The organism is Sphingobacterium bovisgrunnientis, from assembly GCF_009829085.1.
GTDB lineage: Bacteria > Bacteroidota > Bacteroidia > Sphingobacteriales > Sphingobacteriaceae > Sphingobacterium > Sphingobacterium bovisgrunnientis.
In genome coordinates this window covers 301,092-318,402 of sequence record NZ_WUQY01000001.1, presented here as the reverse complement: position 1 = coordinate 318,402, position 17,311 = coordinate 301,092, and the positions used below count along the sequence as shown (strand labels likewise).

15 protein-coding genes, 1 tRNA gene and 1 pseudogene are annotated in these 17,311 nt (G+C 35.4%); 6 read left to right on the top strand and 11 right to left on the bottom strand.

Annotated features, from left to right (window positions below):
* The first annotated feature begins 14 nt into the window (after positions 1–14).
* A complete protein-coding gene (locus GOQ16_RS01275) occupies positions 15–707 on the top strand; it encodes an IspD/TarI family cytidylyltransferase (RefSeq protein WP_160067102.1) in 693 nt (230 codons plus the stop codon).
* Between the two features lie 10 nt (positions 708–717).
* On the opposite strand, the gene GOQ16_RS01270 is transcribed toward GOQ16_RS01275, so the two are convergent.
* The 9 genes from GOQ16_RS01270 to GOQ16_RS01230 form a co-directional block, all read right to left on the bottom strand.
* Positions 718–870: a lmo0937 family membrane protein gene (locus tag GOQ16_RS01270; protein WP_149913551.1), complete on the bottom strand. Its 153-nt coding sequence runs from the start codon at positions 868–870 to the stop codon at positions 718–720.
* A 91-nt stretch (positions 871–961) separates the two neighbouring features.
* Positions 962–1,732 (bottom strand): MBL fold metallo-hydrolase, encoded by a 771-nt coding sequence (locus GOQ16_RS01265; protein ID WP_160067100.1) that lies wholly within the window; start codon positions 1,730–1,732, stop codon positions 962–964.
* A 1-nt stretch (position 1,733) separates the two neighbouring features.
* On the bottom strand, positions 1,734–2,003 hold the full coding sequence (locus GOQ16_RS01260) for a hypothetical protein (protein WP_160067098.1): 270 nt from the start codon (positions 2,001–2,003) through the stop codon (positions 1,734–1,736).
* Positions 2,004–2,025: 22 nt separating this feature from the next.
* Positions 2,026–3,033, bottom strand: coding sequence for a glycosyltransferase (locus GOQ16_RS01255; RefSeq protein ID WP_160067096.1), 1,008 nt, complete (start codon positions 3,031–3,033; stop codon positions 2,026–2,028).
* 4 nt (positions 3,034–3,037) lie between these two features.
* Complete coding sequence (locus tag GOQ16_RS01250) at positions 3,038–3,988, bottom strand: glycosyltransferase family 2 protein (protein ID WP_149913547.1); 951 nt, start codon at positions 3,986–3,988, stop codon at positions 3,038–3,040.
* Positions 3,989–4,015: 27 nt separating this feature from the next.
* Positions 4,016–4,621 carry a DUF4199 domain-containing protein gene (locus GOQ16_RS01245; protein WP_160067094.1) on the bottom strand — a complete coding sequence of 202 codons (606 nt, stop codon included), beginning with the start codon at positions 4,619–4,621 and terminating at the stop codon, positions 4,016–4,018.
* Between the two features lie 3 nt (positions 4,622–4,624).
* Entirely contained in the window at positions 4,625–5,293 is a 669-nt protein-coding gene (locus tag GOQ16_RS01240; RefSeq protein ID WP_160067092.1) for a hypothetical protein, read from the bottom strand.
* Between the two features lie 4 nt (positions 5,294–5,297).
* Positions 5,298–6,563: a dihydroorotase gene (locus GOQ16_RS01235; RefSeq protein WP_160067090.1), complete on the bottom strand. Its 1,266-nt coding sequence runs from the start codon at positions 6,561–6,563 to the stop codon at positions 5,298–5,300.
* Positions 6,564–6,755: 192 nt separating this feature from the next.
* Positions 6,756–7,325: a UbiX family flavin prenyltransferase gene (locus GOQ16_RS01230; RefSeq protein ID WP_160067088.1), complete on the bottom strand. Its 570-nt coding sequence runs from the start codon at positions 7,323–7,325 to the stop codon at positions 6,756–6,758.
* Between the two features lie 345 nt (positions 7,326–7,670).
* Here GOQ16_RS01230 and GOQ16_RS01225 point away from each other — a divergent pair, with 345 nt between their 5' ends.
* Positions 7,671–8,324, top strand: coding sequence for an ankyrin repeat domain-containing protein (locus GOQ16_RS01225; protein WP_160067086.1), 654 nt, complete (start codon positions 7,671–7,673; stop codon positions 8,322–8,324).
* On the opposite strand, the pseudogene GOQ16_RS01220 reads toward GOQ16_RS01225, so the two are convergent.
* Positions 8,321–9,600: pseudogene (locus GOQ16_RS01220) on the bottom strand (DUF2851 family protein). The gene GOQ16_RS01225 and the pseudogene GOQ16_RS01220 sit on opposite strands and share 4 nt — an antisense overlap.
* A 22-nt stretch (positions 9,601–9,622) precedes the next feature.
* Positions 9,623–10,678 (bottom strand): bifunctional diaminohydroxyphosphoribosylaminopyrimidine deaminase/5-amino-6-(5-phosphoribosylamino)uracil reductase RibD, encoded by a 1,056-nt coding sequence (gene ribD, locus GOQ16_RS01210; RefSeq protein ID WP_160067080.1) that lies wholly within the window; start codon positions 10,676–10,678, stop codon positions 9,623–9,625.
* Positions 10,679–10,744: 66 nt separating this feature from the next.
* On the opposite strand from ribD, the gene prmC reads away from it, so the two are divergent.
* The 4 genes from prmC (at position 10,745) to GOQ16_RS01190 (ending at position 17,299) form a co-directional block, all read left to right on the top strand.
* Positions 10,745–11,623 (top strand): peptide chain release factor N(5)-glutamine methyltransferase, encoded by an 879-nt coding sequence (prmC, locus tag GOQ16_RS01205; protein ID WP_160067078.1) that lies wholly within the window; start codon positions 10,745–10,747, stop codon positions 11,621–11,623.
* Between the two features lie 149 nt (positions 11,624–11,772).
* Positions 11,773–11,845, top strand: a tRNA-Lys gene (locus tag GOQ16_RS01200).
* 380 nt (positions 11,846–12,225) lie between these two features.
* A complete protein-coding gene (locus GOQ16_RS01195) occupies positions 12,226–13,710 on the top strand; it encodes an ATP-binding response regulator (protein WP_160067076.1) in 1,485 nt (494 codons plus the stop codon).
* Positions 13,703–17,299 (top strand): response regulator, encoded by a 3,597-nt coding sequence (locus GOQ16_RS01190; protein ID WP_160067074.1) that lies wholly within the window; start codon positions 13,703–13,705, stop codon positions 17,297–17,299. The genes GOQ16_RS01195 and GOQ16_RS01190 overlap by 8 nt, the downstream gene beginning before the upstream one ends.
* Positions 17,300–17,311 lie beyond the last annotated feature (12 nt).

Genomic DNA, 17,311 nt, shown 5'->3' with positions numbered 1-17,311 from the left:
ATCAGTAACTATCTATGTTGAATCGAGTTGTTGTTATTGCTGCAGGAGGATCAGGCTCAAGGTTGAATAAGAATCTACCAAAACAATTTATGCTTTTAAATGAGAAGCCTGTATTGATGCATACAATTTCAGCTTTCGAGCCCTATGTCGATAAAATCATCGTGGCTATAAACGCAGAAATGGTCGATTACTGGAATGAATTGTGTGAGCAATACAATTTCACCCTGCCTCACGAATTAATATTAGGTGGCAAAACAAGATTTCAAAGTGTGCGCAATGCATTGAACTATTTAGAAACACGATTTCCTGATTTTTTCTATGATGAGGATAATACTGTAGCAGTTCATGATGCTGCCCGTCCATTAGTGGATTCGCTTTTAATCGAAAAGTCTTTTGTGTTAGCATTTGAAGGAAAATCAAATGTATTAGCACAGAAAAGTACTAATTCAATTAGAATTGGAAGTATAAGTGATAATGATGCTGTAGATCGTGATACGGTGTGGCAAATACAAACCCCACAAACATTTCCTGCACAAGTAATCCAAGAAGCTTATCAGCAAGCTGAATTACCGACGTTCACTGATGATGCTTCAGTAGTTGAAAAAATTGGCTATTCCATTCACCTCATTGAAAGCAGCTATAAAAATATTAAACTAACTTTTGCAGAAGACTTTGAAATAGCCAAACTCTATCTTAATACGAATTAATGTCTTATTGCTAAGCGTTACCTCGTATTACACGTAATAAAACGACAATGATTGCAATTACCAACAAGATGTGAATAATACCACCTGTTGCATAACCGCCTAAAAAACTAATCGCCCATATAATTACCAATATAACTGCGATCAAATAAAGTAGATTTCCCATATTCCTTAATTTTATAATTGAACCTAGTGTGTTAATTAATTTGTTTTAGGTAATAACAACTAGAAATAAGAAAGGTTTGATTAACGATAAATTATTTTATTTCTACACGCAGTCTATCGTATGCGGGAAAAACATTTTGGGGTAAAATGGATTGTATGTATTCGTGTGTGCCGAATCTATGACTGATGTGCGTAAGATAAGCTGTTGTAGGATTTATATCTGCTATAAAATCTAGTGCTTCATTTAATGTAAAATGCGAAATATGTGGTTCCTCTTGAAGCGCATTAACAACCAAAACCTCCACTCCTTGTAAAATCAATCGAGATTCTGGAGTTATTGTTTTCGCATCTGTAATGTACGCGAAATTTCCTATTCGGAATCCTAAAACAGGCATTTTGTAATGTAAGACTTCGAAAGGTAAAATTTCAGTTCCTAAGATTTCAAAACTATCGAGTGGTTGAATTTCTTTTAACTCCAATTGCGGTACGCCTGGATATTTGATTGCAGAAAAAGCGTAATAAAACTCACGTTGTAACGCTTCTAAAGTCGCTGAATTAGAATATATCGAAATGGCTTGTTGCTGTTGATAATTGAATGCACGTACATCGTCTAGTCCCGCTATATGATCTTTATGGGAATGCGTCATCAATATGGCATCAAGATTCTTAACACCTTCTCGCAACATCTGATACCGAAAGTCAGGACCTGTATCGATTACAATATTACGACCATTATCCAATTCGATCAGAACAGAAGAACGTAAGCGATTATCATGCACATCTGAAGAAGTGCAGACTTCACAATCACAAGCTATGACGGGCACACCTTGCGAAGTTCCTGTTCCCAAAAATCGAATCTTCAAACTAAGCCTCTTCTTTTTTAATTAATGTCTTATAAAATGTCCATTGTTTTTCGTCTAAATCTTCTTTAGTCACTTCAAATTCACGCAACAGAAGAATCAACGAATTGATTTTTATCTCTAAATTGGAGAATTTGTTCACAATAATCATTTTTGTATTCTGAATGACACAAGCTCCCGTCTTGAAATTTCCCTTTTCATAACGAACCTTGTAGCCCAAATCTAATAATAGATTTTCTATTTTGTCTAAATTATATTGCGTAATAGATACCACGATTAATTTACTTTGTAGATGATTACTTTGACGTATTTTTGTGTAGCCAAATACGATCTATAAAATTTGTCATAAACCCTGTTCCATACGCAAATAGCTGCGTGAAGGCTGCAATAACGCCATTGAAAGCAACAACAACACTTTTTGTTGTGATGAGCGCATGTAAAAACAATAAGCAAGTATAAAGAACAACAAAAGCATTACCGAGGTAAACCAAAATTTGTAACGGTATGAATGCGGTAAAAATCGTATAATTAATAATATTTAGCACCAGCAAAACGATCACGCCTAACGTAAAAGCTGCGGGTAAAGCGTGGACTAATTTTAGCTCTGATGGATAAAGTATTGAAATGTCAATACGTCCTTTCCCAAATGCATTTGTCTGTTTGAAAAACTGCGGAAAGCTTGTTCGTCTTTTATGATATACAAATGCTTCCGGTATTAATCCCACTTTATAGCCAGAATTGATCATTCGAATACTAAACTCGATATCTTCTGAACGACGAGACAAATTATATCCTCCAATATTCGACCACAACGCTCTAGAAAGCCCCATATTGAAGCTGCGTGGATGAAACTGTCCAACATGCTTTTTGTTGCCACGAATGCCGCCTGTGGTGAAAGGACTTGTCATGGAATAGCTAATTGCTTTCTGAATTGTTGTGAACGATTCATGAGCTGCATCGGGTCCACCAAAAGCATCCCATTTATTTTCCTCAATCGACCTTTTCACTACTTCTAAATAACCAGAAGGAACTATTATATCCGAATCAAAGACAATAAAATAATCACCTTTGGCTCGTTCAAAACCATAATTACGCGCAAATCCCTGTCCCTCATTTTTCTTTTCAAAATAATGTATATCCAACCTACTTGAAAAAGATTGAACGATATGCTTTGCAGGTTTGCTAGAGCCATCCTCCACAATAATAACTTCAAACGATGTATAAGTTTGTTGCGACAGCGAGGCCAACAACTCTTTGATTTCGTCGGGTCTATTGTATAATGGGATGACTATGGAAAAAAACATATTTTTAGATGACGCGTTCAATATGGTATTTATTTCTTTCAGAACTATTACGTGACAGCAATTCAGCGATAAAGCCTGTCAGAAAGAGTTGAGTACCGATCATAATTGCTAATAATGACAAGAAAAACAGTGGTTGATCCGTCACATTACGATAATCTGTACCATTGGCAATACTCATCAATTTTTCGCAAATCAAGTATATTGTGATAAAGAAGCCAATTAAAAAGCTCACCACTCCTACTGGTCCGAAAAAGTGCATTGGACGCTTACCAAATTTTCCGACAAAAAATATAGACATCAAGTCCAAAAATCCTTTTACGAAACGCCCTGGACCAAATTTGGTCGTACCATATTTACGTGGATAATGTTGTACTACTTGCTCTTGGATATTTGTAAAACCAGCCCATTTTGCAATCACAGGAATATAACGATGCATTTCGCCATAAACTTCTATACTCTTCACTACATCCTTTTTGTAGGCTTTCAACCCACAATTAAAATCGTGCAAATTATCAATTCCCGATACACTACGCGTTACAGAATTAAACAATTTGGTAGGAATAGTTTTCGTCAAAGGATCATAGCGCTTTTGTTTCCAACCCGAAACCAAATCCGCTCCTTGATTCATAATTCTATCGTACAATTCTGGAATTTCGTCTGGACTATCTTGCAGATCCGCATCCATAGTGATAATAACATCACCTTGCGTAGCCGCAAAACCCACATTTAACGCAGCAGATTTACCGTAATTTCTTCTGAACTTGATTCCTGAAATTTGCTCATGGGTTTTCTTCAAATCCATAATTACCTTCCAAGAAGAGTCTTTACTTCCATCATCTACTAGAATAATTTCGTAAGAAAAATTATGCGTAAGCATGACGCGACGAATCCAGTCTGTTAATTCAGGCAGTGATTCTTCTTCGTTGTACAATGGTATTACTACAGATATATCCATTTTATATCGTACCTATTTGGCTATGATTTAGTTAAAATTTGCGGGTTGACCTTGCGAAAGTTTTTCGTTACGCGTAATGGCCGAAAGTATTAATGAAAAAACAAACTGCATCAGAATTGAAATCATCAAACTTCTAAAAATATTTTTGATGGTAATCTGCCCCAGCGTATTCATTTGTTCTTCTAATGCTGCAACACGCGAATCGATTACATCATCTGGTGCACCGCTCGTCTCAAGCTGTTCTATCGTGATATTGATAGTATTGCGCAATACTTCCTCTTGCAATCCAGGATTTATGACATGTACGTATACCATAGTAGATACAGTTGCTAGTACCGTAGATACTAATAGCATTAAGAATATGGATTTCAATCCAATAGAAAAATTCCAAAATCCACCATTCTTTTTGCGCAATGTGTAAGAAAATGCTAATGCCACGATCATATAAAAAATCGTATTGATAATGAATGACATAGAAGTCAACATCCAAAACGATTGCATATTGCGGCTTACAAATAACACGATGATTCCTAAAAGAAATGAAATTATCCCGAGGATAATTCCATACTTAATACTTTCCTTTTTGTTGTACGAGGCATTGAAGCCCGCTTCAGAAAACTTTCCTTCAACCATTTTTTATTTGTTGAAATTAACGATTACCTGATAAAGAGCTGTTTCGTAAGCTTTATTTTCAGCATGAGAAGTAAACTCTTCAATTTGTTGAGCTGATGGATTTTGCTCGTAGAAGAAAGAAACAACAGGATTAAATAGCTCATACAATTCTTCCATGGGACCAACTGTTTTCGCGACTTTGGCAATTTCCGAATAATCCGATTCTACCAATATTTGATTAGCAATTACTTTTTCATAAATACGGTGCTCATCTTGGAATTCATCTTCTTCTACCAATAAGAATTCTTTCAAATAATCATCCAAATCAACTTCTATCTCATCATCCGCGCATTCTTTCAAATACAAGAAAACATTCAACAATTCTGTACCACGATCCAAAGTATCCTCTTCTATTTGCTCCCACTCTTCCGAATCCAAATAATCTTCTTCTAATTTCTGTACGTCTTCTGCAAAGAAATTGATCATTAACAAATCAAAAGATAATTCTCTTAATTCCTCAAATGACTGGTGATTATCAAATACGGTATCCATAGCTCCCACTTTCGTCATAAAAGGAGCTTCTAGCGCGAATGTCGTTTTTAATGCAGAAAGAAATTCAGCACTTTCAACATTTTCTAGTGATGCATAAGTCGCTACACCAGCTTCTAACGCATTTTTTACTTTATTATCCATAGTATTAATTATTTATAATCAATTGGTTATTATTTACAACCAATTTTACTTTACCCACTAATTCGGAACCGAATAATGGATTATTTTTACCTTTAGACTTGTTTGATTTTTCATCAAAAGTCCATTTTTCATTACGATTGAATACCACTAAATTAGCTTCGGCACCTTTTTCAAGTACAGGTATATCCAAACTTACGACTTTACGTGAACCGATTACTAATTTATCAACAATTTGCTCATCAGACAAGCCAGCTTTGATTAATAATGGCAACACCGTTTGTAAACCTGTGATACCATTTTTTGCAATTTGAAATTCTACGTCTTTAAATTCTATTTCTTGTGGCGTATGTTGAGAAACTACCGCATCAATTACCCCCTCTTTCAATCCCTTCAATAACGCTTTGACATCCTTTTTGGTACGTAAAGGAGGACTTACCTTATAATTGGAATCAAATCCTACCACATCATCATCAGTAAAGACTAAATTATGCGCAGCAACATCACAAGTAACTTTTAATCCTTTAGCTTTTGCTTTTTTGATTAATTCTACAGATTCTGCTGTAGAAATCGTCGTAAAGTGGATAGGCGCTTCATTGTATTCTGCTAAGTACAAATCACGCGATACCATTAACGATTCAGCCAAATTTGGAATACCTTTCATACCCAAATATGTACTCATTATCCCTTCATTCATTTGATTTCCTCCAGCAATGGATTCATCCTGTGCAAATGAAATAATCAACCCCTCAAATCCTTTTGAATATAATAAGGCTCTTCCCATCAAACCAGCTTGTTGAACACTTCTATTTCCATCACAAAAAGCCAACGCACCGTTGATTTTCATATCATACAACTCAGCCAATTCATTGCCTTCGCGCTTTTTGGAAATCGCACCAATTGGATGCACATCTACCAGATTTCCTTTCGCAGCATTCACCAAAAGAGAAACTTCAGCTCTACTCTGAATGGAAGGATTTGTATTCGGATGAACAGCTATACCCGTAAAACCACCCGCTGCCGCAGCTGCAGTTCCTGTTGCTACATCCTCTTTAGTTTCGTAGCCCGGTTCACCAATATTTACATTCAAATCAAAGAAACCCGCACTCACTGTAGATCCATCAACATCGATGGTTTGAACATTTTTTTCTGCCGTTATTTTACTTGCTATATCTGCAATTACTCCATCTTTAATTAAAATATCGACTTTTTGACCGTCTAAAGTATGACCTGGCGAAATCAAATTGGCAGAAGTAATTAGGAATGTACTCATTGGATTAATTCTTGGAAAAAAAAGGGATTTGAAATTCTAAATGTTGTAGAATACACAAAATATTACATAGTATGTCCATATAAATCGCATATAAGTTGACGCATAAATAGACTATATTTTTGTGTTTTTTCATTAAAAGACAAATGTACGCAAAAATGCTTTTACATAAAGAAGGATTTTCAATGGCATACGTTATTTATCGCCCCAACGATAGGTATCAATTTTTAGATCTATCAGTGATAATACACGATCAACAACGGTCGCCGCTACATCCTCCATAGACTGCGGTAAGCTGTAAAATGAGGGAGATGCTGGACAAATAATCCCTCCCGCCTGTGTCACTGCAGCCATATTGTTTATATGGATTAAGTTAAGTGGAGTTTCGCGCGTAACCAATACTAATTTACGGCGTTCTTTCAATATTACATCTGCTGCACGCGTAGTTAAGTCTGATGAAGTTCCAGTTGCAATACGAGCTAATGTTCCCATTGAACATGGGCAGACAATCATACTATCGTATTGCGCTGATCCCGAAGCAAAAGGCGCCATAAAATCATTTTTGGAATAAAATGAAAAATCAAAATTATTGTAAGATTCATCACCAAGCTCATACCTCCACACATATTTTGCATTATCAGACATCACTACCCCTACATCTGCTAGTTGATCTGTTTTAATTAATGCTAATTTTTCCAATAACACTTTTGCATATATGGATCCTGACGCGCCAGTTATAGCAACTACTATCTTCCTTTTACTCATAAAAACAAAGCTAAATAAAAAAGGGTCGAATAAGAAATATTCGACCCCTACATCTACCTATGAAAAACATGCCCTTGGGGAGGGCATAACAAAAGTAGCAAGAGCTTTGTTAACTACAAGGGAAAATTATTAATTAATAAAGGATTGATATAAATTTGTAGTTATAAATCTACAAAAGTCATCCACTTAAACAACCGACCGCACAACTATAAATAACTTTTTATTAAAAAAATTTTCTTAGAGATTTAGTTAATGAATATTTTATTAATAAACATTCTGAAAATTATCCACAATTTCAATTTTTTTGATAATTTTTATTTACTTAGAACTATTAAACATGTAATAATGAGCTTATCAATTCTTGAACAATACATAGAGACTGGCAATCATTTGGATTTAGAACATCTTTTAAGTGTCCAACCTTATATTCTAAAAGAGAGAACAAGTCATGATATTTCTCCATTGTTACTTGCGTGCTATTACAATAAGCCTCAAATAATTCAAGTTATACTCAAATACACCACAAGTATTACGATACATGAGGCCTGTGCGACAGGTTTGCTTCAACATATACAAATGATGGTTGAACATAAACAGGATATTGTTGAAGAATTGTCCACTCATGGATTCACTGCATTAGGAATTGCTACACATTTCAACAAAGAGGATATTGTGCGATTTTTACTTACCCATAAAGCTGATCCAAATATTCCCTCTCAAAATGGATATCAAGTATACCCTTTACATGCTGCATTGAGCAATAATAATAGCGACATAGGCAAGCTTCTAATTGAAGCTGGAGCTGAGGTGAATGTTCGACAATATGGAGGACTTACTCCATTACATTATGCTGCGCAACATGGAAATATTGATTTGATTATTATTCTATTAGAACAAGGGGCTGATATCAGTGTAGTAAGTGACACAGGAGATACTGCAGCTCATTACGCTGCAAAAAAAGGATTTCATGAAATAGCAGAAATACTTAAAACAACTTAACGACTAAGCACACAGTAACCTATTGCGCAATCGAGACATTTCTTTCCTGCACAATAATGGCGGAATAGCTGCAGTAATGCTTGGGACTCGCCTGCAGTTTTAGCTTCTATTGCTCTTTCCTTGAACCCAGCAACAATATTATTTTTCTCAACTTTCAAATTATGTAACCATTCCAAGGCCTTTTGTTGTAAATCTTCTCGGCCAATATATTTTCCGTACGTAAATAATATGGGTATAAAAGCATTTAAGACTATATGCTGTATAAAATCAGAAGTTAATCGAGTATCATGTGGTTTTGATATTTTATGGAAATGAAAATGATCTCGCCAATATCCAGATGTACAAATAGCTTCCAAATCTTCAATAACCTCCTGCAATGCGCTTGTTTTTATAAATTCAAACCATTGAATCCGTTTATTTAGCAAGCCGCATAATTGCGCCATACGATATGTAGGAAAATTATAAGGACGCATTCGCAAAAATTTCCACTCGACGAGTGATTGGCTACCTAAACCATGCATATGCTTTAAATATCCAAATTCCTCCCAAAGATCTTTAGCATATGCATCATCTAAATTTTTGCTAGACAAAAATCCTGACAATCCAAACAATAGAGCTTCTAGTTTGAATGGATCATTAGCGTATTTGTACAACAGATTAGTATTCAATTGGAGCATTAATTTCTCAAACGCATCTGAATTTACCTTCATCCCAAATGCTTTAGATATGGCTATCAATTGCACTTTCTCCCAATCATATCCTGTTAGTTGAGCCCACGAAGTCACTATTTCCATTTTAGATTCTAGGCGTTCAATTATCAATCTGTCCAACCAATTTGAAATCGTTAATTCCGGAACTTTATGCAATTGATTTTCACATGATATCCACTGTTCATTACTCATCAATTGATGGTATTTTTCTAACAAAGCATTGTCTACATAATTTTTAAGCACTAAAGTGGGGATATTAGTGTTATCTAATCGAATCGCTCCACTCTGTTCATAATTTTCCCATACAACGTGTAAGAGTTGTAACGGGGATCTAAATGATGTTGATGAAATTTCCAATCCAATGAGCTAACATGCAACTCCACATTTCCCACCCAAATTCGACCATTGATTTCAATTTTGGCAAATTCAAAATCAGCTCCTGCATTTGTATTATATTGTCCAAAATCAAGCACACGCAGAGCTTCACCCTGTGTAGTACGAAGGTTGGATTGGTTAATTAATTTATAGCGCCATATAAAATGAAGCAATTTCTCAGGCCACTTCATTCTGAAAATTAACGAAATAAAATTAATTTTTATAATAAATATTTAATTCATTATCACCAACCAATTGTTTTTCTGTTGCTGTAGATCTTAAAACAGGAGATTGCACGCCATTCTCCCACGATGAATTACCAACAAATACACGTGCTTCATCCCACAGTCCAGCGTCTACAAATTGTTGAATAGTCTTCGCCCCTCCTTCTATAATAATGGATTGCACATCCATAAGATAAAGTTGGTATAAGATATTTTGCGGAAGGTATAAATCAAAATTTTCGAGCTCAATATATTTTAGATGACCATTCCAATCGGTTTTGATGGAATTGAAAATTATTAAGTCTGATTCTGTGGATAAAAATAAATTTGAATCAGTTGGAACAGCTAAGGATTTATCAATTAGGACACGTTTTGGCGATTTTCCTGACCACAATCTATTGGTTAATTCGGGATTATCAACTAAAGCCGTTCGCGTACCTACTAAAATAGCATCTTCTTCCGAACGCCATTTGTGAACCAACTGTTTACACGCAGCATTCGAAATCCATTTTTGTGTTGTATCAGGTGGAGCAAAGAAACCATTTTGCGTTTCTGCCCATTTCAAAATCACGTATGGCCTATATTGACTTATACGCGTAAAAAATCGACGGTTTATAAATTTACATTCTTTTTCCAAGACGCCCACAACAACCTCAATTCCTGCGTTAGTTAATTTCTGAATACCAAGACCATTAACCTTTGCAAATGGATCAAGACAACCAACCACAACTTTTTGAAACTGATACGAAACCAACATATCTGCACAAGGAGGCGTTTTACCATGGTGCGCACAAGGTTCTAAGGAAACATAGATAGTAGATTTTTTAAAAAGTTGTTTCGCTTCTGATTCACCCAAACAGATAATCGCATTTTGAACAGCGTTGACTTCTGCATGCGCACCACCATAAGGTGAAGTATATCCCTCTCCTATGATTTTATTATCACACACAATCACCGCCCCAACCATAGGATTTGGACTTACAGTCCCCGCACCCAAAACTGCCAATTCCAAACATCGTTTGATATACTTTTCCTCTTTTTGCATAATACAAACTTAGCATTTTGCCATATTTTAAAAGAAAAGCCCTGCATAATATTGTAATTTTGTGAAATGGGAACTACTTGGAAAGATTTTGAGATTCTTTTTCAGCAAAAGCTTGCACCGGTTTACGATGCGGACGAAATCAAAACATTATTTTTAATGGTGATAGAAGACATTGCTGCTGTGAGTTCGGGGAAATATTTAATAGAAAAATCAAATCCTGCTGATAATTACACTGCACAGATATATTCTATCCTTCAAGATCTCATGAATGGAAAACCATTGCAACATATACTGGGTAAAGCCGATTTTTATGGTTTAAAATTTGAAGTAAATGAAAGCACATTGATTCCAAGGCCTGAAACCGAAGAGTTGGTTCATCTAATACTACAAGATCATATTAAACAAGCGAAATTAAAAGTTATTGATATCGGGACTGGAACAGGATGTATTCCCATCACCCTACAAAAACATCTCAACAAAAGTAATGTATGGGCTGTCGACATTTCCGCGGAGGCCATTGAAGTAGCAAAACGAAACAACTCACGTCTCCATCAGAACGTTCAATTTATTTTGGCTGATATTTTAGAATGGGAATTCATGTTCGCTGAGACACAAGGTTTTGATATTATCGTAAGCAATCCACCATATATTACGCCACTTGAGAAACAGCATATGCACGCAAATGTATTAAATCACGAGCCACACTCCGCGCTATTTGTAGAAGAATCGGCTCCCCTAATTTTTTACGACTATATCGCTGATTTTGCACTGTATCATTTGCAACCTGACGGAACCTTATATTTTGAGATTAATCAATATTTAAGTCAAGAGACTGCGGACTTACTGCACAAAAAAGGATTTGAAACAGTGGAAATATTTAAAGATATTAACGGGGCAGACAGAATGATTCGTGCAAAGAGACAGAATCATTTAAAACAGCTTTAGACCTTTAATTAAGAACATATTTTTTCAATCTGTAAAACAAAGAGTTATTAAATTTATTAAAATATTTTGAAGTAAAATTTTGCATGTGCAATAGTTTTTTCTACCTTTGCATCACTTCAAACAACGAAGGGTATTTCATTACGAAATAGGATTCCGTAGCTCAGCTGGTAGAGCAATACACTTTTAATGTATGGGTCCTGGGTTCGAATCCCAGCGGGATCACAAAACACGAAGCTCAATCCAAAGATTGGGCTTTTTTTTATAATTTATTATTCCAAAGTACCAATTTTAACCCTTTTTGACATCTATTTAAAATTTTATAGATATTTAGAAATTAAATTAAGAAAAATACCATTAGATCTTTACTCTAAATTACAAGCTTAAAAACCATAATAAAAGAACTATTGGACACAATTAAACTTAATTGTTTTTTTTAAGCCCACAGTAATACCTAATTATAGGTATTTACCGCAATATCCTCTGAATTTATTCGTATTCATAAGCGAGTTAAAGGTAATTGGATTGATTTTTGCTAAGTGTGGACAGGTTACGACCAAACTTTAACCGTATATCTACGAAAAATTTATTTATAAAGTCTACTTATGATCTTGATTGTCGATGATAAAAAAGAAAACATATTTTCATTGAAGACCCTCTTGGAGTCCAAGAACTTTGTTGTAGATACTGCGCTTTCTGGTGAAGAAGCGTTAAAAAAGGTACTCAAGCGAAATTATGCACTTATCATATTGGATGTGCAGATGCCTGGAATGGATGGTTTTGAGGTTGCCGAAACCTTAGCTGGATACAGTCGCACGAAGGATATACCTGTAATTTTTCTATCAGCAAATAACACTGATAAACAGTTTATTACTAGAGGCTACGATTCAGGAGGAATAGATTACATTACTAAACCAGTAGATCCCGAAATTCTCTTACTTAAAGTTAGAACGTTTTCTAGATTGTACGAGCAAACGGTATCGCTTAATGAAGCACAATCCAAACTGCAATCTGAAATAGAAACGCGTAAAAAAGCTCAAGAAGAACTAAGAAAGCAAGTAGAGCATTTACATTCCATTATGGAAAGTTTGCCGCAAATAGCTTTTACTGTAGACCATAATGGAGACATTAGTTATGTAAACCACAGCTGGTTCAATTATTCTGATTCTGCCTTTACCCTGCCCGAAACCCATCCCAATGAGACAGATCAACTAGCTTATTTTCTTGCTAATTGCAAAGAATTGGAGACTTCTATTGAAAAGGAAGTTCGTATCAAAGAATTGCGAACCGGATTATTTAGGTATCATTTATTACGTATCATTCCTATCAAAGAGAATGGCAAAGTTTGCAACTGGATTGGAACTTTAACGGATATCAATGATCAAAAACTAATTGAAAGTAAGAAGGATGAATTTCTTAGTATTGCGAGCCATGAATTAAAAACGCCTCTCACTGGAATAAAAGCATACGTCCAGCTTCTCGAACGCGTACTAAATAAACAAGATTCGGATGTAGTGAAAACTTATATTGGACGCGCCAAAGACGAAGTCTCAAAATTAGAGTGCCTTATCGCTGATTTATTGGATATCTCTAAAATAGAAAATGGACAGATGAAAATTGACAAAAAGGAGATTGATCTGGAAAAAACTATCAACGATGCCATGGATACCATCCGCGAGACACATTCCTCATCTATTGTTGTTGAAAGAACTGGTGAAATTTTCGATAAACCTATTGCAGCGGATGCACTACGCATCGAACAAGTATTGGTAAATTTCTTAACGAATGCTCTAAAATATTCCCCTGATACAGAAAAAGTATTGGTAAAAACTTGGGTTGAAGACAACAAAGCTTGCATTGCTGTACAAGATTTTGGAATAGGCATACCTGTAGAAAAGCAGAAATACATTTTCTCTAAATTCTACCGCGTAGAAGAATCTTCCTTGAAATTTCAAGGATTAGGTATTGGTCTTTATATCTGTGCCGAAATAATCAACCAACATCAAGGAAGTTATGGCGTGGAAAGTAAAATCGGCGAAGGAACAACAATCTATTTCTCTTTACCTTATAACCAACTAAATTATGCCTAAACAACTCATTAAAAAGCTTCAAATAGGCTTTGGGTTTTCATTTATTATACTACTTATCACTTCGATTGCGTCATTTTTGAGTGTACGCAATCAGATAAATCAACGCGAAAAAGTATTACATACCCAAAATACTTTATTGAGTGCTGATCGTATTTTAGTTGATTTATTGAATGCTGAAACTGGACAGCGTGGCTATATTTTGACGAATAACGAAGCATTCCTTGCTCCATTCTACAAAGGCATGGAGTCGCTTCCCAAATCAATTGAACAAATTCGAAATCAACTCGAAGTTACCTCATCACAATCAACACGTATCGATAGTATTTCAAGTCTTGTACATGCTCGATTAAGTATATTAGGTGAGATTGTGGATGCCAAGAAAGCAGGTAAAGAAATTGACTTAAGTCTATTGGAGCAGGGAAAAGTCTACATGGACAGCTGTCGTATCCTGGTTGAAGATCTGATTGAAACAGAAAGTCAATTGTTAGAAGTAAGAAGTAGAGCAATGAACGTTACGTCTAATTATACGTCAATGTTTATCTTACTTGCTTGCTTTGTTTCACTTATTATTACCTTCTTCTTCTACAAACAAATTCGCAATGAATTTACAGCAAGAGAAAAACTACAAAAAGAACTTCAGGATAAAGATATTCAACTAGCCAAAAGGTTGGCTACAGTTCAGCGTATTGCTCGCAAAATAGCCGAAGGTGATTATTCAGTTCGTGCTAATGAGGACGAAAAAGATCATTTGGGTGGCATAGCGGCTGCATTAAATGAAATGACTGAAGCACTTCAAAAATCTTTTGATGAAATCAGTCAAAATGAATGGAAACAAACTGGATTAGTTAAAATAAATGAAATTCTAACAGGCAATAAACCTGAAATCGAAATAGCAACCGACGCATTAGCACACCTAATACACTACGGTGAATGTATGAATGGTGCGTTTTATATCTTAGAAAATAAAAAACTGGCTTTAAAGAGCGCATATGGTTTAGAATCGACTATGCTTAAAGATTACCAACCTGGTGAAGGAATGGTAGGACAAGTATTTTTGGATAAAAAAATAAAATTACTAGAGAATATTGCTAAGGAAGATTATGTAGTAAGTTTTGCTAATGGTCAAATTAAGTTAGCAAATATTCTGTGGCTACCTCTCACTGCGAAAGGCGAATGTTTTGGTGTAGTTGAATTGGCATCCGATACTGAATTTGAGGAAGTTGATCTTGAATTTTTCCAAGATGCCTGCAAACTAATCACATTAGAAATATTAGCTGCCAAAAGTAGACAGCGGATTCAAATGTTGCTCGAAGAGACACAAGCGCAATCCGAAGAACTACAAATGCAACACAGTGAACTAGAGGGTCTTAATAATGACTTAGAAGAATACACACAAAGGCTACAAGCTTCTGAAGAAGAGCTGAAGGTGCAGCAGGAAGAATTGATGCAATCCAACCAAGAACTGGAAGAACGCGCCAAACTTTTGGAAGAAAAAAATCAGCTTATTGCTATTCGCAATACAGAAATTCAGAAAAAAGCCGAAGAACTTGCATTGAGTACAAAGTATAAATCCGAATTCCTAGCAAACATGTCTCATGAGTTGCGTACGCCGTTAAATTCAATTTTACTTTTGTCGCGTTTAATGGTTGAAAATGCGGATGAAAATCTCAATGAAGATCAAATAGAATCAGCAAAAGTAATTCAAAGTTCTGGTACAAGTTTATTGAGTTTGATTGACGAAATTTTAGATTTATCTAAAATTGAAGCAGGGAAAATGAAGTTAGAATACGAATCTGTTTCACTTTCTTCGTTGTGTCAAGATTTACAAAATATGTTCCGTCCTGTTGCTTTGGATAGAGGATTGGAATTCTACACGGAGATCGATTCCTTGTTGTCAGATTACATGGAGACGGACAAACTTCGCTTGGAACAAGTATTACGCAATTTGATTGCTAATGCCATTAAATTTACACAACAGGGTGAAGTTCGCTTACGTATTACACCAGACCCTTTGCGCCATAATTTTATCCATTTTTCCGTTTCAGACACTGGAATTGGAATTGACGCAGACAAACAAAAAGTTATTTTCGAAGCTTTCCAGCAGGCCGACGGTTCTACACGTCGTAAATTTGGCGGAACTGGTTTAGGTTTATCAATCAGCAGAGAAATTGTAAAATTACTTGGTGGTAATATTGGATTACAAAGTCGATTGGATGAAGGAAGTACGTTTACTATTCAGATTCCTATGAATAAGGATTCCATAATTGATCAGAAATTAATTTCTGAGCCAATAAATAATACTTCTTATCAGCAAGAATCAGAACTTACAGTAGATTTAAAAGAAGAAAAAATCCCTTATACATTAATAGATATTCCAGAGGAAATAGATGATGACCGCAATAATTTAAAGGTCGGTGACAAAATCATTTTGATTGTGGAAGATGATACGAATTTCGCGAAAGCGCTATTAAAATATACGCATCAGCAAAAATATAAAGGTATTGTCCTTGTGCGTGGCGACCAAGTATTGGAAGTAGCCGAAAAGTATCAACCATTAGCCATTTTACTGGATATCCAGCTACCAGTTAAGAATGGTTGGGAAGTAATGGATGAGTTGAAAAACAACAGCAAAACACGTCATATCCCAGTGCACATCATGTCTTCTTTACAAATGAAAAAAGAAAGCTTGATGAAAGGTGCTATTGATTTTATCAATAAACCTGTGGCACTAGAACAAATGGGACAAATTTTCCAAAAAATAGAGGAAGCTTTAAATCGTCATTCGCAAAAAGTGTTGATTGTCGAAGAAAATCCAAAACACGCTGAAGCACTCTCCTATTTCTTAAACAATTTTGATATCACATCTGAGATAAAAACCAATGTCGAAGACAGCGTGCAGACTTTATTAAATTCAAAAGTCAACTGTGTTATTTTGGATATGGGCCTACCAGACAAAACAGGTTATGCTACATTGGAAGCCATCAAAAGAAATCAAGGTTTAGAAAATTTACCAATAATTATTTTTACGGGTAAGAATCTATCGCATGCTGAGGAATTAAAAATAAAAAATTATGCCGATTCTGTGGTTATCAAGACAGCGCATTCGTTCCAACGAATTTTAGATGAAGTCGGACTGTTTTTGCACTTAGTCGAAGAACAAAACGGAGATTCGAAGAATAAAACCAACAAGTTAGGCGCATTAAATGAAGTTTTGCACAACAAGACAATTTTGATTGCCGATGATGACGTGCGTAATATTTTCTCTTTGACCAAAATATTAGAAAAATACAATGTCAATGTTGTCTCGGCTATGGATGGTAAGGAAGCTCTTGAAAAGCTCAAAAGCAATCCCGATGTATCTATTGTACTCATGGATATGATGATGCCTGAAATGGATGGCTACGAGACCATTCAAAAAATTAGAGAAATGAACGCTTATAAAAACTTACCGATTATTTCTGTAACGGCTAAAGCGATGACAGGTGATCGGGAGAAATGTATACAGGCTGGTGCTTCAGATTACATTTCAAAACCAGTGGATAAAGATCAACTATTATCCTTGTTGCGTGTTTGGTTATATGAGATATAAATCTAAAAGAAG